Origin of the sequence: Dactylosporangium sp. NPDC005555 (genome assembly GCF_040605635.1) — a bacterium.
GTDB lineage: Bacteria > Actinomycetota > Actinomycetes > Mycobacteriales > Micromonosporaceae > Dactylosporangium.
In genome coordinates, this window is the sequence record NZ_JBEXDG010000008.1 from 177,416 (window position 1) to 196,478 (window position 19,063).

General features: G+C 71.9%; 15 protein-coding genes. 4 read left to right on the forward strand and 11 right to left on the reverse strand.

The genetic code is table 11. The features are described from left to right. Positions 1 to 225: 225 nt before the first annotated feature. Positions 226 to 1,743, forward strand: a complete 1,518-nt coding sequence (locus tag ABZS58_RS12105; RefSeq protein ID WP_354780433.1) for a penicillin-binding transpeptidase domain-containing protein — start codon at positions 226 to 228, stop codon at positions 1,741 to 1,743. On the opposite strand, the gene ABZS58_RS12110 is transcribed toward ABZS58_RS12105, so the two are convergent. Together ABZS58_RS12110 and ABZS58_RS12115 are read right to left on the reverse strand one after the other, a co-directional pair. Next, complete coding sequence (locus tag ABZS58_RS12110; protein ID WP_354780435.1) at positions 1,740 to 2,384, reverse strand: response regulator transcription factor; 645 nt, start codon at positions 2,382 to 2,384, stop codon at positions 1,740 to 1,742. The genes ABZS58_RS12105 and ABZS58_RS12110 overlap by 4 nt on opposite strands. Then, complete coding sequence (locus tag ABZS58_RS12115) at positions 2,375 to 4,309, reverse strand: histidine kinase (protein WP_354780437.1); 1,935 nt, start codon at positions 4,307 to 4,309, stop codon at positions 2,375 to 2,377. The genes ABZS58_RS12110 and ABZS58_RS12115 overlap by 10 nt, the downstream gene beginning before the upstream one ends. 139 nt (positions 4,310 to 4,448) lie before the next feature. On the opposite strand from ABZS58_RS12115, the gene ABZS58_RS12120 reads away from it, so the two are divergent. Then, the gene (locus tag ABZS58_RS12120; RefSeq protein WP_354780439.1) at positions 4,449 to 4,997 is read left to right on the forward strand and encodes a hypothetical protein; all 549 of its coding nucleotides are present in this window, start codon (positions 4,449 to 4,451) and stop codon (positions 4,995 to 4,997) included. On the opposite strand, the gene ABZS58_RS12125 is transcribed toward ABZS58_RS12120, so the two are convergent. Further along, a complete protein-coding gene (locus tag ABZS58_RS12125; RefSeq protein WP_354780441.1) occupies positions 4,991 to 5,458 on the reverse strand; it encodes a hypothetical protein in 468 nt (155 codons plus the stop codon). The genes ABZS58_RS12120 and ABZS58_RS12125 overlap by 7 nt on opposite strands. Before the next feature lie 94 nt (positions 5,459 to 5,552). Next, the gene (locus tag ABZS58_RS12130; RefSeq protein WP_354780443.1) at positions 5,553 to 6,050 is read right to left on the reverse strand and encodes a hypothetical protein; all 498 of its coding nucleotides are present in this window, start codon (positions 6,048 to 6,050) and stop codon (positions 5,553 to 5,555) included. A 129-nt stretch (positions 6,051 to 6,179) separates the two neighbouring features. On the opposite strand from ABZS58_RS12130, the gene ABZS58_RS12135 reads away from it, so the two are divergent. Next, the gene (locus ABZS58_RS12135; RefSeq protein ID WP_354780445.1) at positions 6,180 to 6,959 is read left to right on the forward strand and encodes a hypothetical protein; all 780 of its coding nucleotides are present in this window, start codon (positions 6,180 to 6,182) and stop codon (positions 6,957 to 6,959) included. Positions 6,960 to 6,999: 40 nt separating this feature from the next. Beyond that, complete coding sequence (locus ABZS58_RS12140) at positions 7,000 to 7,470, forward strand: hypothetical protein (RefSeq protein ID WP_354780447.1); 471 nt, start codon at positions 7,000 to 7,002, stop codon at positions 7,468 to 7,470. A 100-nt stretch (positions 7,471 to 7,570) separates the two neighbouring features. On the opposite strand, the gene ABZS58_RS12145 is transcribed toward ABZS58_RS12140, so the two are convergent. From ABZS58_RS12145 to ABZS58_RS12175, 7 genes are all read right to left on the reverse strand, one after another. Beyond that, positions 7,571 to 10,438 carry a fibronectin type III domain-containing protein gene (locus ABZS58_RS12145; protein ID WP_354780449.1) on the reverse strand — a complete coding sequence of 956 codons (2,868 nt, stop codon included), beginning with the start codon at positions 10,436 to 10,438 and terminating at the stop codon, positions 7,571 to 7,573. After that, positions 10,435 to 11,622, reverse strand: coding sequence for an endo-1,3-alpha-glucanase family glycosylhydrolase (locus ABZS58_RS12150; RefSeq protein WP_354780451.1), 1,188 nt, complete (start codon positions 11,620 to 11,622; stop codon positions 10,435 to 10,437). The genes ABZS58_RS12145 and ABZS58_RS12150 overlap by 4 nt, the downstream gene beginning before the upstream one ends. Then, positions 11,619 to 12,674: a hypothetical protein gene (locus tag ABZS58_RS12155; protein ID WP_354780452.1), complete on the reverse strand. Its 1,056-nt coding sequence runs from the start codon at positions 12,672 to 12,674 to the stop codon at positions 11,619 to 11,621. The genes ABZS58_RS12150 and ABZS58_RS12155 overlap by 4 nt, the downstream gene beginning before the upstream one ends. Further along, entirely contained in the window at positions 12,671 to 14,239 is a 1,569-nt protein-coding gene (locus tag ABZS58_RS12160; protein ID WP_354780454.1) for an alkaline phosphatase family protein, read from the reverse strand. Before ABZS58_RS12160 ends, ABZS58_RS12155 begins: the two co-directional genes overlap by 4 nt. Then, positions 14,236 to 15,792 (reverse strand): glycosyltransferase family 39 protein, encoded by a 1,557-nt coding sequence (locus ABZS58_RS12165; RefSeq protein WP_354780456.1) that lies wholly within the window; start codon positions 15,790 to 15,792, stop codon positions 14,236 to 14,238. The genes ABZS58_RS12160 and ABZS58_RS12165 overlap by 4 nt, the downstream gene beginning before the upstream one ends. Continuing rightward, positions 15,789 to 18,239, reverse strand: coding sequence for a glycosyltransferase (locus tag ABZS58_RS12170; RefSeq protein WP_354780458.1), 2,451 nt, complete (start codon positions 18,237 to 18,239; stop codon positions 15,789 to 15,791). Before ABZS58_RS12170 ends, ABZS58_RS12165 begins: the two co-directional genes overlap by 4 nt. Positions 18,240 to 18,848: 609 nt before the next feature. Further along, positions 18,849 to 19,040, reverse strand: a complete 192-nt coding sequence (locus tag ABZS58_RS12175; RefSeq protein WP_354780460.1) for a hypothetical protein — start codon at positions 19,038 to 19,040, stop codon at positions 18,849 to 18,851. Positions 19,041 to 19,063 lie beyond the last annotated feature (23 nt).

The following is a 19,063-nucleotide window of genomic DNA, read 5'->3' on the forward strand; positions in this document are numbered from 1 at the left end:
TCCGGCGGCACGCCGCCGGGCCGGGGGATTCTCACCCCGGACCCCCAATGCGCCACTGCGTGGCGCACTGCCGGCGCTGCCGCGCGGCAGCCTTCGCGCGCGTGCGCGCGACGTCCCACCGCCCGTGGTGCCTCGATCGGGTCGCTCCACCGTGTCCGGGGCAGCGGGCGGTGGCGGCAGTCGATAGCATCCGACCCTCACGGTGGGTGAGTCGCGGGGGAAACGGTGAACGAGTCGATCATCGAGCACGGGCCGGAGACCGGCCGGCGGCGTGGGACGGCGGCGCTGGCGGTCGTCCTCGTGGTCGCCGCCGTCGCCGGGATCGTCGTCTGGCGTTCCCGGGACGAGGGCGCGCCCGTTGCGCGGCCGGCGTCGAAGGGGCAGGCGTCGGAGCTGTACGCGGCCGACGGCACGACGCTGATCGCGCGGTTCGACACCGAGGACCCCCGTGAGGCCTGCCTGCGGGTCCCGGTCAACGACTGGGGGTACTACTGCGACTACGTGGTGACGTGGTGGCAGGCGCAGGAGGTGTTCGGCGCAGGCAAGGCGGAGCGGGTGGAGCGGCTGCGGCACGGTGGGTTCCGCGTCGGCGGCTCCCTCGACCCGCGACTGCAGGCGAACGCGAAGCGCCGGGTGGACGCGGTCCTGCCGGTCGGCGATCCGAAGGTGTTCTCCCTCGCCACGATCGAACCCGGCACCGGCCTGATCAGGACGATGGCCGTGAACCGCAACTTCCGCCGCCCGCCGGGCGCGAGCCCGGCCGTGAGCCCCGCCGAGCGGGACGGACGGCCGTGGCGGCCCGCCGGACCGGACCTCGTCGACCCGCTCATCTCCGGCGACGAGGACATGCCCGGGGCGGCGGCCGGGGCGCCGTTCATGATGTTCACCCTCGCGGCGGCGCTGGAGAGCGGCCTGAAGCTGGACCACGCGATCGACACGAAGCGGGTGTACGAGTCGAACTACCGGATCGATCCGTCCAGCCCGGTGGCCTGCAACGGCGGGCACTGGTGCCCGGTGAACACCGGCGACACGGCGTACCAGTCGGGGCGACGCACCATGTGGGACGCGTTCGGGCACTCGGTGGTGACGTACTTCGTGGCGCTACAGGAGAAGGTCGGCGCGGACAAGGCGATCGCCATGGCCAAGCGCCTGGGCATCGTCTTCCGAGCCGAGGAGGACAAGATGCTGAGCCAGGCGGCCGGCGCGTCATGGGGCGCGTTCACCCTCGGCGTCTCGGCGACCACCGCCCTGGACCTGGCCAACGCGTACGCGACCCTGGCCGCCGACGGCACCCACTGCGACCCGCTCCCCGTCGCCAAGCTCACCGACGCCGCCGGGCGGCCGGTCGTCGGGACCGGGCCGGCCTGCGAGGCGGTGCTCCGCCCCGAGGTTGCCCGGGCCGCGATCGACGCCGGCCGGTGCCCGGTCGGGGACCGCTCCGCGTTCGGGGACCGCTGCGGCGCCGGAGCCGTCACGACCGTCCGCGACACCGTGGGCCGTCCGGTGGCCGGGCAGCTCGGCCCGACCACCAACCGCCGCACCTTCTCCATGGTCGTCGCCGGACCCCAGCTGGTCACCGCGGGCATGATCGCGACGTCGCCGAAGGCGGACACCACCTCGGTCGAGATCGCCGACGGCGTGCCGGAGCGCGCCACCGGCGCGGTCGCCGGCGTCCAGCACGACGGCCTGGCCCCGCTGCCGGCCCGCGACTTCACCGCACCGCCACAAGAGATCGCCGGCTAGGCGCGGAGGAAGGTGAGCACGGCGAGGACCCGGCGGTGCTCGCGTTCGTGCTGGACGAGGCCGAGCTTCGTGAAGATGGACGTGACGTGCGCTTCGACGGTCTTGACCGCGAGGTGCAGGTCGGCCGCGACCGCCGCGTTCGACAGCCCCTGGGCCATCAGCGCGAGGACGGCACGCTCACGCTCGGTGAGGGCGTCCAGGGGATCCCGCTCGCGGCGGCGGGCGACGAGCCTGGCGACGAGCTCTGGGTCGATGACGGTGTCGCCGGCGGCGACCCGGCGCAGGTCCACGGCGAACGCGGTCAGGTCGGAGACGCGGTCCTTCAGCAGGTAGCCGACGCCACCGTCGAACTCGGTGATGAGCCGCAGCGCGTGGTGGACCTCGACGTACTGCGACAGCAGCATCAGCCCGACGCGGGGCGCACAACCGCGGATCGCGGCGGCCGTCTCGATGCCCTCGGCGGTGAAGCCGGGCGGCATCCGCAGGTCGATGACCGCGACGTCCGGCGGGTCGGCGCGGACCTGGGCGAGCAGCGCGGCCCCGTCACCGGCCTGGCCGGTGACGGTGCACCCGGCGTCGGCCAGGATGCGGGCCATGCCCTCGCGGAAGAGGACGCCGTCGTCGGCGAGCATCACCCGCACGGGATCACCGTCCGCAGCCGGGTGCCGGACGGTCCGCTGTCGATGGTGAGCCGGGCGTCGATGATCGCGAGCCGGTCCATGAGCCCCTCCAGGCCGCTGCCGGGCCGGACCTCGGCACCACCGCAGCCGTCGTCGGCCACCTGGACCACCAGACGGTGACCGGTGAGCGACACGGACACCGACACGACGGTGGCGGCGGCGTGCTTGGCGGCGTTCGTCAGGCCCTCGCTGATCACGAAGTACGCGGTCGCCTCGGCCTCGGCGGGCAGCCGCCGCCCGATCGACACGGTGAGCCGGACCGGCACCGGTGACCGGTCGGCGAGGAACCCGATCGCGGCCTCGAGCCCGTCCTGGGTCAGGACCGCGGGGTGCAGCCCGCGGGCCATCTCCCGCAGCTCCGCCGTCGCCTCGAGCAGCCGCGCCCGGACCGAGGACGCCTGGGCGGCGACGTCGGCGGCGCCCGCATCCGTCGCCGAGCGGACCACCGCGCCGAGCTCCATGGCGACCGTCACCAGGCGCTGCTGGGCGCCGTCGTGCAGGTCGCGTTCGAGCCGGCGCCGGGCGGCGTCACCGGCGGCGACCAGGCGCTGCGCGGTCGCCCGCAGCTGCAGGACCAGCCCCGCCTGGGCGGCCAGGTCGCCGACGAGCCGCTGCTCGGCCGGGGACAGCGGGTCGCCGGGCGCCTTCGTGACGGTGAGCGCGCCGCGGAACCCGCCGTCGTGCCGCACCGGCACCGCCACGAGCGAGCTGAGCGGCCGGGCCGACGCCGGCAGCGGCGACGACGCCGGCCAGATCGCCACCGCCCGCAGCGAATCCGGCGGGCCGGTCCACAGCGTGACCTCCCGGGCGCCGACGGCATCGGCGACGGTGGTGCAGATCCCGTCGAGCAGCCCACCCGCCGGTGCCGTCAGGTGCGCCGACAACCGGGCCAGGGCCTCGTAGGGCGTCGACCTGCGCCCGTACACGAGACGGTCCGCGACCCGCTGGACGCGCCGCCGCAAGGGCTCGAACGCGACCGCGACGACGCCGGTGGCCACCAGGGACAGCAGCGTCCCGTGCCCGTCGACGAGCCGGCCGACGCCGGTCACCATGACGGCGTAGCCGGCGGTCACCACGGCGGCCATCGCCCCGAACACCAGGGACCGGTTGATGACGGGGTCGATGTCGTACAGGCGGTACTTGAGGATCGCCGCACCGGCCGCGGCCGCGATCAGCGGTGTGGTCAGCGCGCCGGGGATCGGCGACCGCCACACGAGCAGGCCCGCGACCATCACCGCGGCGGACACCGTGACCGCGTACACGAACCACCGCAGCTGCCGCGCCTCGTCACCGCGGGCCGTGCGCAGCCGGACGACGACGCACGCCGCCCACGTCAGCTGGAACAGCAGGTACCCGACCGGCCGCGCCGCCGCGTAGAACGCCTCGGCGGCCGCGGCGCCCGGCAGGTGCAGCGGATGCGCGGCGATCAGGCCGGTCCGCGCGTACTCGACCGGCCACAGCGCCGACACGCCGGACAGCACGACACCGACGACGGCGAGCGCGGCGACGACCGGCCGCCACGCCCGTGACGGCAGCCGCCCGTCCGGGAAGCCCATCACCGTCACGCCGATCAGCACGAGCACGACCGGCAGCGGCCACACCCCGCACCAGCCGACCCACGACGCGCCCGGCAGCGGACCGGGATGCAGCCCGTACTGCCGCCCGGCGAACATGACCGCGTGCGCGACGCCGGTGGCGACGAACAGCCGCCCCTCGGGGTTGCGGGGACTGCGCCGCAGCACGAACAGCCCGACCGCCGTGAACGACGCCGCGATGAGCCCGTTGTGCAGGTTCCCCACGTGCCGGCCGAGCGCGAACCCGCCGACGACCAGCACGGCCGTCGCCGCACCCGCCGCCGCCCGGGCATACGTCCCGTCCCGCGTCACGGTGTCATCGTGCCAGCGCGGACGCCGGCGGACAGCAGGGTTAACCCGGCAATGTCGCAGGGGCGGCCCCGATGTCCCCGGATGGTCCGTGCGGCGACGGTACCGGTGGGGAAGCGACCCGATCCGACAGGAGCCCGCCATGACCGACCGACCCGCCACGCCCGTCGACCGGGCGCTGACCGCGTCACTGTTCTTCGCCCCGGTGATCTACCTGATCGCCGACGTCCTCTACGCCGTGCGCGGCTGGGACGACCCGGCCGCCGCCGTCGTCCACGTGCTCGGCGCGACGGCGTACATCATCCTCATGCTGAAACTCGTCGACCTCGGGCGGGGCGTCCTCGCCGCGGTGCTGCTCGTCGTGGGTGCGCTCGGCGCCGCCGGCAACGTCGCCTACGGCTTCAACACGATCCACGTGTCCCTCGGCGACACCGACCTGGTCGACGCGTCCGGTGCCGCGACCCTGATCAAGCCGCTCGGCCTGTGCTTCCCGCTGACCCTGCTGCTGGGTGCGGCCGTGCTGCGCCGCACCCAGCCGTTGTGGGCGGTGGTGCTGCTCGCCGTCGCCGGTGCCGCCTGGCCGCTCGCGCACATCGCGAACATCGGATGGCTGGCGGTCCTGGTCAACGTCGCGCTGGTCGCGGTGTTCGCCGCCGTCGCCGTCCGTGGCCCGGCGGATCCGGGTCAGTAGTTGTGGATGACGACGCCGACGTCGGTGTACGTGCCGCCGGTGTTCTGCACCTGGAGGATGGCGTGGGCGTGCGAGATGCTCGGGTCGGCGGCGGTCTGGAAGTACACGGAAAACGGGTTCAACGCGCCGTTGGGCGCGCAGACGGTGCCGCCGTCGCGGTAGTTGACGAGGTTGTGGGCGGCGTCGTAGGTCTCCAGCCGCATCCGGGCGCACGTCCCCGAGGCGTTGTTGATGTACAGCGTGCCGGACAGGATCGCACTCTTCCGGCCGCCGGTGTTGTCCCAGCCGAGCACGCCGCTGTTGACGGGGGCGCCGAGAATCCAGGGGCTGCCGCCGAAGTCGAGCTCCTGTTCGGTGATCTTGACGGGGTCGGTGCTGACGACGACCGCGTTCGCCGGTGCGGCGGCCAGGCCGACGGCCAGGGCGGCGACCGCGGTGCCCACGGCAAGCTTCTTCATCATGATGGTCTCCTCCGGTTCGGGCGCGTCGGTAGCGGCGCGCCCGTCCACCGTGGACGGCCGCCCTTCGGCGAACCTTCGGGAAACCTTCGGCGGGTCAGCGCACGGGGAACGGCTCGCAGTCGGCGGCCCACTCCTCGGCCGCCGCGGCGAGCTCCTCGAGGCTCAGGTCCAGCACGAGGAAGTACGAGTAGATGTCCTGCTGGATCCCGGGCGGGAGCGCCTCGAGGGAGAAGTGGATCCTGACCGTCGCCCGGTCCACGGTCCGCTCCTGCAGGCTCAGTGCGAGGTTCGGCTCGGTGTAGGTGCGGAAGTGCGGCTCGGGCGGCCACGACTCGTCGGGCCACACCGCGACCGGCCGGATCACGCCCTCGACGACGCCGCGCAGCCAGGCGCTCACCGTGCGGGCCTCCCAGGTCGTGAGGCACGGATCGGTGAAGTCCCACGCCGTCGCGTCGGAGGCGGTGACATAGCCCTGGACGATGAGCCAGTTCGCGTCCCAGTCGGTGCCCGGTGCGGCGCGCGGGTTCGCGCCGAACTGGTACGCGATGGGCCGCAGCTCGACCGTGGCACCGTCCGAGGACGTCAGCTTCACCGGTGCAGTATGCCGTGACGTCGTACGGCGGGCCGACCATGCCAGGCCTTCGGTGGATTGACGTCCCGCGCACCGGCCAGCACCCTGTTCGAACACGTTCCCTAGCGGTGTTCAGGGGGTGACCGTTCGATGCCGTACCGTCACCGCGCGTACATCGCCGTCGCTGTCCTCGTGGCGGCCGTGCTGGTGTGGGTCGCGCCGCGCGTGTCCGCGGAGACCCGCCCGGCCGACGGCTTCAGCGTACTGTTCGTCGGCAACAGCCTGCTCGGCTCCATGACCCGCGCCACCGGCGAGAGCACGCCCGCCCTGGTGCGCGGCCTCGCGTCGGGTGCGGGCCGGACGATCGACGTCGTCGAGGTCATCCACTCCGGCTACACACTGCAGCAGACCTGGGACGACGGCCTGGTCGCGCCCGCCCTCAGCGACGGCAGGCAATACGACTTCGTCGTGCTCCAGGAGTACAGCACGCTCGTCGCCACCGACCTCGCGGCGGCGACGAGGACGCTGCGCCAGACGTACGAGCCGAACCTCCACCGCGCGCTGAAGCCCGGCGGCCGCGTCGTGCTCTTCAAGAACTGGGCCCTCGTCAACCCCGCGCCGTTCCCGTCCACCGCCGCGGCGAACGACGCGATCGACCGCAACTACGCGGCCCTGTCGGCCGCCCTGGCGACGCCGCACGTGATCGCCCCGATCGCCGACGCGTTCGAAACGCTCATCGCCACCCACGGCGCGTCGTTCCTCATCGACCCGGACGGCAAACACCCCAACGACACCGCCAGATACCTCGATGCCGTCACCCTGTGCGGCATCCTGTCCGGCGAGTCACCCCGCGACCTCGCCGACCTGTACCTGCCCGCCCCCGTCGCCGCGGAGCTCCGCGCCGTCGCCGCCACCGCGATCGGCTACTGACAGTGGCAGCCCCGGGCGGGACACTGATCGGATGCGGGCGATGCAGCGACCTTGGACGAAGCGCGAGTTGCTGGTCATGCTGATCGTCGTGTGGATCGGCGGGACCGGTCTGCTGGTGCTGGCCTGGTACGCCGACAACGAGGACAAACGGATGCGCGGCGCGCCGCGGTGCACGCAGGCCGAGGAGTTCACGCCGGCGAGGTGTGTGACCGTGCTCGACGGAGCGCTGGTCGAGCTCACCAGCAACTTCGCGCGGGTGGACGTCGAAGGGCGTCAGCTCACCATGAGCACGATCATCTCCCACGACGTCCCGCCCGCGGGCGGCCGGCAGGTGCGGGTGACGCTGTACCGGGGCAAGCCCGTCCTCATCGAGGCCGACCACCTGTGGGTCGACTCGGACGACAAGCCGTCGGACGACCGCCCGATCATGCTCGCCGGCGGCGGGTTCCTCCTGGTCGCCGGCACCGCGGGCGTCGTCCGGGAGCTGCGCCGCACGACGCGCGGAGGCTGATCCAGCCGGCCTCCGGTTGCCTGAGCGGTTCCTGGACAGCTCCACTCCGCAACCGGAGGCCTTCACCTGTCCAGAACCTGGACAGCACGGCTAAGGTGGGCTACTGCAACGGGTTGAAGGAGACCGTGATGTCGTCGAGCACGACGTCGTACGTCCGGCCGGCCGTGCTCTCGCCGATCTGCACCCGCGAGATCGGCGCTGTGCCGAGGTTCTGACCGGTGAGTGTCAGGCCGGGGACAGGGACGCCGTCGAGCGCCACGTCGACAGTGCCGTCGCCGAGCTTCGCGTGCAGGACCAGGCGGTGCCACCCGCCCAGGGCGATCTTGGCGGTGCCGTAGGTCGTGACGCCGCCGATGTTGTTGCGCAGGGCCACCCGGCCGCTCGCGTCGATGTAGACGTTGACGATCGAGGCGCCGGTGCCGACCCGGAAACCGAGGACGTTGACCGACGTCGTGCGGTTCAGCACGTACACCCAGCCCTGCATCCACAGCTCCTGATAGCTGTTCGCCAGGGTCTTGTATCCGTATGCGAGGGTGCCTTCACCGGCGGCCCGCGCGGCCTGATCCCCTGTGTGGACGATCCCGCTCTGCAGCTCGAGCCCGTCCGCCGGCGTCCACTGCGCCAGGTCTCCGCTCTCGAACCCCTCGTAGAACACCGAACCGGCAACCTGTGTCGTGACCGACAGCCCCGCGCTCGTCGCCACGTTGCCGGCGGCGTCATACGCGCTGACGGTGTACGTGTACGCGGTGCCGGGCGCCACGGTGGTGTCGGTGTATCGCGTTCCACTGGCGGTGCCGACGACGTCGCCGTCGCGCCGGACGGTGTACCGCAGGACGCCGACGTTGTCGGTCGACGCGTTCCACGCCAGGCTGACCTGGCTTGCCGTGCTCCCGGTCGAGCGCAGCTGTCCGGGCGACGTCGGCGGCGACGTGTCCGCGACGGTGGTGGCGATCACCGGTGTACTCGGCGGTGACGCGTTGCCCGCGGCGTCCTTGGCCACGACCCGATACGTGTACTCGGTGCCCGGGGTCAGACCGACGTCGCCGAAGCTGGTGCCGGTGACGGTGGCGATCTGGACGCCGTCGCGCAGGACGTCGTATCCGCTGACGCCGACGTTGTCGGTGGAGCCGGTCCAGGACAGGCCCGCCGTCGTCGTGCCGGTGGCGGTGACGGCGAGCCCGCCGGGCGTCTGCGGCGGTGTGGTGTCCACGGGGCTGCCGGTGCCGTAGGCCACCGACGCGGAGCCGGTGTTGCCGGCCAGGTCACGGGCCTTGACGTGGTACGTGTACCCGACGCCGGAGACCGCGGTCTTGTCGGTGTACTGGCGCCCGGCGCCCGCCACGGTCGCCAGGTAGTCGGCGTTGCGATAGACGTCGTAGGCCGCGACCCTCAGGTTGTCGGTCGCCGCCGACCAGTCCAGCCGCACCGCGGTGGAGCCGGACTTCTTCGCCGTGAGGTCGCCGGGCGCACCCGGTGCGACGGTGTCACCGGTGAAGTCGAAGGTCTGCGCGTCGAACGCGTTGCCCTGCGCGTCGGTCGGGGTGACCGAGACACGCCGGCCGTCGACGCGGACCTTGAGGAAATGGAAGACCTGCGAGTCGGCCGCCGGCACCGGGGCCTCGCCGCACGCGTAGCCCTTCTGCTTGCTGTACGACCAGCCCAGTGCATAGGCGTCACCGGGTGAGCAGCCGCTGACCGAGCTCAGTCGCGCACCCCCACCGCCGCTGACGTAGCTGAAGACACCGCCGGGCGGGGCGACGTGCCGCTGGTAGCTGTGCGAGTGGCCGTTGAAGACGAGCTTCACCCCACCGTCGGCGAGCAGCTTCTCGAGGCTGCCGGTGCCGCCCGGAACGTTCTGCAGGTACTCCGAACCGGGCTGGCTGCGGTCGTCGGAGCGCAGCGGGAAGTGGAACGCGGCCATCTTGAGCTCGCCCGGGTGCGCGGCGAGGTCCCGCTGCAGCCACTGGTACTGCGCCGAGCCGGGTGTCCAGTGGGCCTGGTGGTCCAGCTCGTACATCGCGCAGTGCGATCCGCAGTCACCGCCGGTCGCGTCGCCCACGTTCTGGTCGGCCCAGGAGGCGTCGAGCATGTAGAAGCGGACGCCGCCGGTCGAGAAGGCGTAGTAGGACGTCGGGTAGCTCGTCGCGTTGCTGCCCATGATCGACGGGTACGCCGTCATGTCGTAGACGCCGCCCGACGCCGAGGTCACCGCCGACTGGGGCCACGCCGAAAGCAGGTTGGCGTTACGCCCATGGTTGGCGGCGAGCGTGTAGACCGGCACCTTCTGGCCCGGCACCGCCCAGTACGCCGGGCCGAACACCGCACTGACGTTGACGCCGGTCTGCTCCAGGTCGCCGAAGTTGGTCTGGGTGCCGCTCGGGTAACCGAGATCACCGGTGTGCAGGGCGAAACGCGCACCGCTCGCGCCGACCCCGGCCAGCACGCCGGCCTGGTTGACGTTCAGGGTGCCGTCGTTGACGCCACTGTTCGTGGTGTCCCCCCAGTCACCGAAGACCGCGAACGTGAACGGCGCGGTGCCGCCGGCCGGTTCGAGGGTGGTGAAGGACGGCGTGGCGTTGTCGCCGAGCAGGTCGGCGCTGGCGTCGGAGTAGACGCGGTAGCAGTACCTGGTGCCGGCCCGCAGGCCGTCGACGCGGATCGACGACTGGTATCGGGTGACGCCGTTGACGGCGATCGGGCTGCCCTGCGCGGCCGACAGCACCGACGACGCGGCGCAGTTGCCGGGCTCCCCGTACTTGACCACTCCGCGGCTCTGCGTGGTCGTCGCCCAGGTGACCTGCACCGATGTGGCGGTGAGGTCGGTGAGATACGGCGCCCGCGCGAGGCGCGTGTCGGCGCCGGGCAGTTCGGCGCGGGCCGCGTCCGGTGCGACGATGCCGAGCCCTGTGCCGATGACGAGGGCCAGGATGTACCCGGCGCGTGTGGCGCGCGGCCATGACCTGATCACAACGTTCCCTTCGAGGTAGGTGACCGGTGGTGCCGGACCGGTGCCGGGCGCCGGCGGCGACGCAGCCAGGCGATGAGCCAGACCGCGGTGACAAGGAGGACCGGGAAACCGGCCAGGATCGGGAGGTTCGGCAGGCCCGGCCCGTGCCGGCGACCGCCGTTGGGCGCGGCGGCCAAGGGCGTGCTGCCCGGGGCGCTCGAGTCCAGCGCGGCCACCGGTGCGCTGGGCACCGCGCCGGTGCGCAGCCCGCGGAGCACGTCCAGCGCGGTGGTCCCGTACTTCTGCGATGGTTCGACGTGCGTGTTCTCCGAGAACTCGTTCCAGCTGATGAGGCCGAGAACATCGGGTGAGGAGCGCACCGCGGCCGAATACTGGATCCGCAGCGTCTCCCCGTTCTTCCGGTCGACGCTGCGGGTCCCGCCGACGAGCCTGGCGTCGAAGCCGGGCGCGAACGGCGCGATCCAGTACTTGCCGTCGCGGTGGATCGCGGCACTCATCTCCGCGAGCTTCGGGGTGTGGTCGCCGTAGGTGTCCGGGTCGACCGACGACCAGTAGTAGGCGTCGCCGTCCGTGACGTCGGCCAGCCGCCGGTACCCCTCCAGCGACTTCTCGGTCGACAGCACGAGCATGTCCTTGCGCACCGGCGCGGTCACCGTCGCGACCTCGTCCCGGGAGAACTCCCAGCTGCCACTGAACATGGTCAACGGTTTGCCGTTGAGCCGGAAGAAGACCGGGTCGGGCGCGAATTTGTCGCGGAACATCGCCATGTCTGCGGCGACCCGGCTCGCCGGCAACGGCTTGCGGGAGAAGTCGAGTCCCTGGTAGATCATCGCCAGCTTGAAGTCCGCCGCCTTCGCCACCTGCATCAGCAGGCGCAGCCGGCGGTTGTTGGTCTCGGTGTCCTTCCAGCTGACGACGAACCCGTTGATCCCCGCCGCCTTGGCCCATTCGATCTGCCGGCGCATCACCGACGTGTCGTCGCTGGAGTACCGGCCCAGCGTCGGGTAGTCGATCTTCGCGCGGTTCCACGACGACGGGTCGAACCAGGCGTAGTAGTAGGCCAGCAGCGGGGTCACCGGCTCGGCGGCGCGCGCGGCCGTCACGACCCGGGCCGGCACCGGCAGGGCGGGCAGCCCCGCGCCGAGCAGTCCGCCGGCGACCAGGAGGGCGATGAGCCGTCTCATCGGCGTACCACCCGCCGGAGGAACCTGGCGCACCGGCCCCGCCATCCGGCCCGGCCGTAGAGCAGCATGCCCACCGCGAGGAACAGGCCGGCGAGCCCGGTGAGCACCAGGTCGGCGACGCTGATGACGGCGACGTCGACGTCCCGGTCGCGCGAAAGCACGAACCGCCGGTCGACGAGGACGCCGGCGGCGTCGACGTTCACCCGGTAGGTGCCGCGGGGAAGGTTATCCAGCCGGACCGTGCCGTCCGGGCCGAGTCGCACGGTGCGTGAGGAGCCGTCCGGGAAGGTGACCTCCGCGGTCTGCCGCACCCGCGTCCGGAGCAGCGCGTCGTGGGCCCGGACGGTGAGGTCGTGGAACCGCAGCGCCACCGTCACCGTCCCGGACGTCGCCGGCTGGAAGCGTTGTCTGCCCACGTCGACGACGTTGCCGCCGGCGATCGTGACACTCTGGACGGCGTAGGACACGTCGCTGCTCTTGAGGGTGCTCTGGTGGTACACCGGCACCGAACCGTCCAGCCAGACCGCGCCGCCCGCCGGCAGGTCGGCGGTCGCCCCTGTGTCGCTCCTGACCTTGGCGACGGTGCCCTCGGCCACCGTGACGGCCTTGCCCTCGGTGTCGACGAACGCGCCGGTGACCTTGTACTGCACCGCGAAGGCGACCGTCACCGTGTAGTTGGCACGCATCGGCAGGTCGGTGACCGTCGGTAGGTACGCCTGCTCCGGGTCACGCTGCCCGGCCCACCGGACGAAGCGGTAGCGGCGGTCGCCGCGCTCGAACGTCGTGTCCCGCAGGGCGATCGTGTGCTTCGTGAAGTTGTGCTCGGCCGTGTACGAGGTGGTGCCGGCCGCGTCGGTGACGAGTGACCGGCCGTCGAAGGTGAACCCGACCCCCGGCAGCGCCGGGACGGTCCGCACCGTGACGGTGACCGGCCATGGTTTGCGCTTCGGGTGCGGGCGCTTCGCCTCGGGCGCGGCACCGGCCACGCCGGCCGGGACCCAGACCAGCATTGCCGCCACCAATGCCAGCACCGCGGCTGCAGCCCGCCTCATACCACTGCCTCCGCCGTTGTCTCCGGCGCGTCGGACGCACCGGTCGAGTCTGGTGAACCGGCTGCGTCGGATGCACCGGACGCGTCGGGCACGCCGGACGCTGCGGGTACATCGGTTGCGTCGGGTACATCGGATGCATCGGTTGCGTCGGATGCATCGGGTACATCGGGTACATCGGGTACATCGGGTACATCGGGTACATCGGACGCATTGGATACGCCGGATGTGTCGGGTACACCGATCGCGTCGGGTACACCGGGCGCCCGGGCGCCTCTGGCGGCGGCGAAGATGAACACGCCCAGCACGAGGACCATGGCCCCTCCGTAGAAGCCGTAGACGGGGGCCACGTCGACCCGCACCAGTGCGGACGGTGCGGGGCCGATGCCGAGCACCGCCGGCTCGCGCGGCGGTGCGGTGAGGTCGAAGGCCGCGGCAAGGCTCGCGGTCGGGCCGCGACGCTCGCCGACCGGCTGCAGGCCCCAGTTCTCCTCGATGAACCGCAGCGCCGAGGTGGCGTCGAGCGTGGTGTGGTCGACGCGCCCCTCCGCGACGTAGGGACTGACGAGCAGCGCCGGAACTCGCAGCCCGAGCCGCCGGTCGGCGACCTTCGGCGGCGTGACGTGGTCGTACCAGCCGCCGGAGCCGTCGTAGGACCACAGGAACGCAGAACGTTTCCAGTACTGGCTGAGCTGCAACTGGGTGACCATGTCCCGGACCAGGCGCTGCCCGGAGGTGAGCGACCGCGCGGATCGCTCGCTCGATCCGGAGCTCGCCACGTACGCGACCGCCGGCAACGTGCCCTGGTCGAGGTCGCGGTGGTATTCGCTGAGGTCGACGATGCGGCCCCGCAGCGCCGGGTCGTCGAGGAACCGGGCGTAGTTGAGCAGCGGCACGCGCACGGACTGCGCCGCGGGGTCCACATCGGACGCCGCCCGGAAGGTCTCGGCCGGATTGTAGTCCTGCACGTAGAACTTCCAGCTGACCCCGGCCGCCTGGAGCCGGTCGAAGATCGTCACCTGGTCGCCGTAGCCGCCCGGCGGCACGCGGTCCCCTCCGCCCGGTGGCGGAGCGCCGGCGACCCAGTACGAGCGGTTCTGCCGGATGCCGTACGCCGCCGAGGCGAAGAAGCGGTCGAACAGCACGTACCGGTCGGCGGCCTCCCAGTAGTAGGGCAGGTCCTGCTCGTCGTAGTACCCCATGACGCCGGCGCCGTCCCGGCCCTGCCTGGTGTAGGCGGCGACAAACGCGTTCATCGCGCCGTCGCCGACCTGAGCCTCGACGATGCTGCGCCCGGGGTCGAGGACCGGTGGTTGCTTGCCGTGCAACGGATACGGCCGCACGCAGCCACGATCGGACCGGGTGAGATCGACGGCCTGGCACGTGCCGTCCGGCAGGCCGTCCGCGCCGGGGTACGTCCCGAAGTAGTTGTCGAACGTCCGGTCGCCCTGCATGAGGTACACGAAGTGCTCGATCGGCGTGCGGGCGGGTGCCGCGGCGACCGGCGCGGCCGGCAGGAGCGCGAGCGGTGCAGCCAGGACCACGCCCAGCCAGGTACGGGCCCTCACCGGCCACGCACCTGGTAGATGACGATGACCGGCTGGGCCACGGCGCCGCCGCGGGTGCCGACGTCGACCGTGCCGGTGTAGACGGCGACACCGTGGAACCGGTCGACGAGCGCGCGGGCCTTGTCGGCGAAGAACTTCGCCCGGCCGGCGGTGTAGGAGTCCCAGACCACGTAATGGAACTGGCCGTCGCGCAGGGCGCGGTCCGGGTTCGGCACCGGCACGTACGACGGGTTCCGTTCGTTGGGGTTCGGCGACACCGACAGGGCGTAGGCCCGGCGCTTGCCGTAGAACTGGAGCACGTTCGCCATCGACGGGCCGATCGTCAGCAGCTGGGCGTCGGCCGGCACGTTGTCCCGCACCCACCGGCCCGCCTCGCGCCCACCGGCGAGCCCGCCGGTTCCGGCCAGGAACCGGCCGTCACCGGAGGGCCGGACCGCCTGCCAGGTCGGCACGACGAGCGAGACGGTCACGACGATCAGCGCGGCGGCGAGGACCAGCCGACCGGCTCGCAGGCCGAGCCGATCCAGCGTCCGCCCCGCGAGCACGGCCAGCGCGGGCGCGATCGGCAACAGATACTGGTAGCCCTTGACCGGCCACATGGTGAAGAACACCACCAGCACGACGATCCAGCAGACCAGCAACCGCTCCCGCCACGTGCCCTCGCGGCGCAGCCACACCAGTCCGCCCACCGCCGCGGCGAGTGTCGCGAACCCGACCGCGGACGGCACGGTCTTGAAGTAGAAGAGCAACTCATGGTTGGCGGGGCGGACCAACTGCCACATCAGGTACCCGCTGGAGCTGGCCGGCGCGCCGGCGAACGCCTTGGTCAACGGCGGCACCAGGACCGCCAGGCCGAGCACCGCGCCGGCGCCGGTGAGATGCCACAGGCGCATCCGGACCACCGGGGTGAGGGCGAAGAACGCGTAGAGCCCGCCGAGGAGGACCAGGGCCGTCTCCTTGGTCAGTGCCGCTCCGCCCAGCGCCGCGCCGGCCGCGACGAGCCACCGGGCGCTGACCGTCTCGGCGTACCGCGCGACGCAGTACAGCAGGAGGGTGGCGAAGCCCGTCATCAGCCCGTCGAGCAGCACCTGACGGGTGACCACCACGTGGTACGGCATGGCCGCCAGCAGCAGCGCGGCGATCAAGCCGGCCCGGCGTCCGTACAGGCGCCGCGCCAGCAGATATGTCACGCCGACGGTCAGCACGCCGACCGCCGCGGCAACGGCCCTCGCCGACCAGTCGCTGACGCCGGACCGGTACACCAGCCCCACCACCGTCTGGAACAGCACCGGATGCGCGCGGAAGACCGGGAACATCCCGCTGAGCGACGTGTCACCGGCGATCGCGGCAGCCGTACCGGCGTAGACGGCCTCGTCGCTGTTGAACCCGAGGCGCGCCAGCTCGGTGAAGCGGAGGTAGGTGGCCAGTGCGAGGATGCCGGCGAGCGGCACCCCCTGCCACACCCCCTGCCACACCCACGCCGCGTCCCACCGGGGCCGGCGGACCGGTCGGAGGGAGGTCTCTTGTGGACGGACGGCCACGGGTGCTGTCACGCGACGACACCTTCCGATGCGATCACTTCATGGGTGCCCCAGTTCGGCCACCCGTCGACCGGAGCCCGCTGCGCGAGGGCCGCCACGGGCTGGGCGCCGATCAGGGACGGGATGACGTCGGCCCAGCCGAAGCGGTCCGAGGCGACGACACGCGTCCGCACGTGATCGAGGAAGCCGGCGAGGATCTCCCGCTCCTTGGCGCGGAGCTCCTGGTAGCCCAGCCCGTCGACGGTGATGGCCGGGGCGAGGTACCGGAACGGCGGGAACCCGTAGGCGTCATCGGTGTTCTCGATCATCCGCTCGAGCGTCGTGCCGTGGTCGAGGTCGTGCACCGCCGGCGTGCCCCGCTCGATGATGAACAGCTCGGAGACCCGGGTGCTGCTGCCCATCCGGCACGGCACCAGCCGGTCGACGCTGTACTTCGGCGGTGGTACCAGCATCTGGGTGATCGCGTTGATGCCCATGATCGGCACGTTGAACCGGCTCAGCGTCAGGGCCAGTGACCGTCCGCCCTTGGAGTGCAGCCGGCTCTGCCACTGGAGCCGCCGCCATTCCTTGCCGGTGAGGTCGGTCGCGTTGACCGCGCGCAGCGTGTGCGAGCTGATGGTGAGTGGCTTGGGGAAGCAGACCGCCGTGCCGTCCGCGGACACCACGGTCATGTCGTCGGACAGGAACCGGCCCCCGTGGTCACGCAGCAGCCGCAGCACGGTCGCGGTCTTGCCGGTGTCGGTGAGCGCGGAGAGCATCACGCCGACACCGTCCAGGCTGACGCAGGCGGAGTGCAGCAGCATCCGGCCGCGGGCGACGAGCACGAAGCGCAGCAACGCCTCCACGACGTTCGTGTAGACCACGTGCGGCGAGCGGGCCAGCAGCGGGCCGACCACGATGTTGATCGGCTTGCCCAGCTCTACGAGGAAGTTGGCGCCGATCCGGCCGAAGTGTTCCTCGTACCGCAGGACCGTCGGGTTGAGGTGCTCGGTCATCGAAGCCCGCCGGCGCGGTCCGCGGGTGCCGACGTCCCCGACCCGCACAGCGATGTCGACCTGGTCGTCGGCGATCCACTGGGCACGGAAGAACTCCAGCTCCGGCAGGAGGATCTGGGAGCCGATGGTGACGGTGCCGGCGACGTCGTAGCGGTACTTCAGGTAGGTCGAGCGCTTGCGTGTGGTCGCCGCCGCGATCACCGCGGGGCTGTGGTCGATCAGCAGGTGGACCGGATCCCGGCCGGACACGCTGCCCGCGGCGTAGATGACCCGGTCACTGAACAGGAACCGGACGAGGAAGAGCAGCACCAGCGTCCCGGCGTTGGCGACGAGCACATCGGTGCCCGTCCAGACGAGCACCTGCAGCACCGGCAGCCGGGCGAGGAGCAGTGCGTTGTTCATCGTCAGGAACCGTGCACCCCGGCCCCGCCAGGTGCCGTTGCCCTTGCGGCGATACACCAGAAGTTCGATGAGGGCGAAGTTCCACAGCGTCGAGGCCTGGGTCGCCAGGGCCGCGCCGAGCAGGTGGTGCAGGCCGGCGGCCGAGTGCAGGGCCCACAGCGCCGCGGTGTTGACCGCCAGGCCGCTCAGCCCGACCAACCCGAACGCGATCATCCGCCAGAGTTGCTGGAACCGTTCGGCGGCGGTGACCGGGCCGCTGCGGAGTTGCCCGGCCAGCCGCGCCCGCCGCAACCGGACGACGTGGCGCAGGAACGCCAGGCCCACGCCCAGCGACGCGTTCGAGTCCCCGGCGTGCCGAGGGTCCATCTGGTACGCCACCTCGGCCACCCGGGCGGACGGGTGCCGCACGAGAATCTCCAGGAGCAGCTTGAACCCGACCGGGTCGAGCCGGTCGAGGTCGATCGCCGCGGCCCGGAACGCGAAGAGCCCGCTCATCGGATCGCTGACCGTCGCCAGGCGCCGGGGGAACAACGACCGCACCAGTCGCGTGGTGGTGGACGAGACCATCGACCGGTGGACACCGGTGAGTCCCGTGCCGGTCGAGCCTCCGCCGGCGTACCGCGTGCCGATCACCACGTCGACGTCCCGCCGGAACGCCGCCCGTGCCACGGATACGGCGGCCTCGGGCGGGTGCTGCAGATCCGCGTCCATCACCAGGAGCCACTGACCCCGGGCACGGCGAGCGCCGTCGATCACCGCGGTGCTGAGGCCGCCCTTGCGCGCACCGGCGGTCCGATGGATCAGCCGTACCGGCACGGGGCAGCGTGCCGCACACTCCGCGACCACGGCCGGTGTCGTGTCATCGCTGTCGTCGACGATCACGATCTCGGCCCGGATGCCGGTGACCGCCGAACCGAGCCGATCGAGCAGGGTCGGGATGTTGTCCGCTTCGTTGCGGGTCGGGACGAGGACCGTCAGCAGCAGGGACGCACCGGGGTCCTCGCCGTCGTCTGCCGGGGTTTCACCGCGGGCGAAAAGATCGGTACCGGCAGGTGTGGTCAAGAGAGAACCTCCAAGGAAGAACCCGGACAGGGTTCAGTGCCGCGGCACACCGGCGCGTACCGCGGACACGGCACGAAACCGGCCGGTGGGCCGGGTCGGGCGAACTGTGGGAAAATCAGGAATGGCCATCAGCCGCGGGCCGCGCGAGGCGGCAACCCGGACGATGGCAGGCGAGAAGAAGCGGTGAGACAAGACGAACCCCGTGAACGGCTGCTGAACAGCGCGTTACGAGGAGTTGAACGTTTGTCTACTCCGCAAGGGGGTGAGCCTAGTTGAGAGTGGCTATTGTGTGACCCGGATCACATTCGGAGCCTTCAACTGGGAGCGTAGGCCGCGAAGGCGGGTCGCGCCGGATGTCTCCGCGAAGTGCCTCCGGGCGGGCCATGGAGCCGTCGTCGGGGAGCCACTGGTCGGCCCGGAATTCCAGCGCGGTCGCGAGCCGCATCAGCAGCGCGGGACGGTCCACATGACCGGCCGATTCGCCGGCTGCTCTGATCGGCACGAGCACGTTTACCGGCGACCACCTGATGGCAGGCGGCCAGGTCCGGCGCCGTATCGGTCATTGCGGTGCATGATCAACACGGCGCCGGGGTGCTGTGCGTGCAAGGGCTACGCGCGGGTGGCGCAGGCCGGGTTGGTGGCCGCGATCCCGTACGGGTAACCGAACGCCGGCAGCGACGCAGGCGCCGTGTTGCCCGACACCGTGGTCCGTGCCCCGGTGGTCGGGTTGACGCTCAGCACCGCGTTGTGCGTGCCGTTACCGTCGCCCCTGGGACGGAGCCGCCGCGCGGTTCTCGACACCTCGGCCGGATGCCGCCGGTGGA

Coding starts and splice junctions, on each gene's coding strand:
- ABZS58_RS12120 (WP_354780439.1), top strand. CDS start 4,449: ATGACCGACCGACCCGCCACGCCCGTCGACCGGGCGCTGACCGCGTCA.
- ABZS58_RS12125 (WP_354780441.1), bottom strand. CDS start 5,458: ATGATGAAGAAGCTTGCCGTGGGCACCGCGGTCGCCGCCCTGGCCGTC.
- ABZS58_RS12135 (WP_354780445.1), top strand. CDS start 6,180: ATGCCGTACCGTCACCGCGCGTACATCGCCGTCGCTGTCCTCGTGGCG.
- ABZS58_RS12140 (WP_354780447.1), top strand. CDS start 7,000: ATGCAGCGACCTTGGACGAAGCGCGAGTTGCTGGTCATGCTGATCGTC.
- ABZS58_RS12150 (WP_354780451.1), bottom strand. CDS start 11,622: ATGAGACGGCTCATCGCCCTCCTGGTCGCCGGCGGACTGCTCGGCGCG.
- ABZS58_RS12155 (WP_354780452.1), bottom strand. CDS start 12,674: ATGAGGCGGGCTGCAGCCGCGGTGCTGGCATTGGTGGCGGCAATGCTG.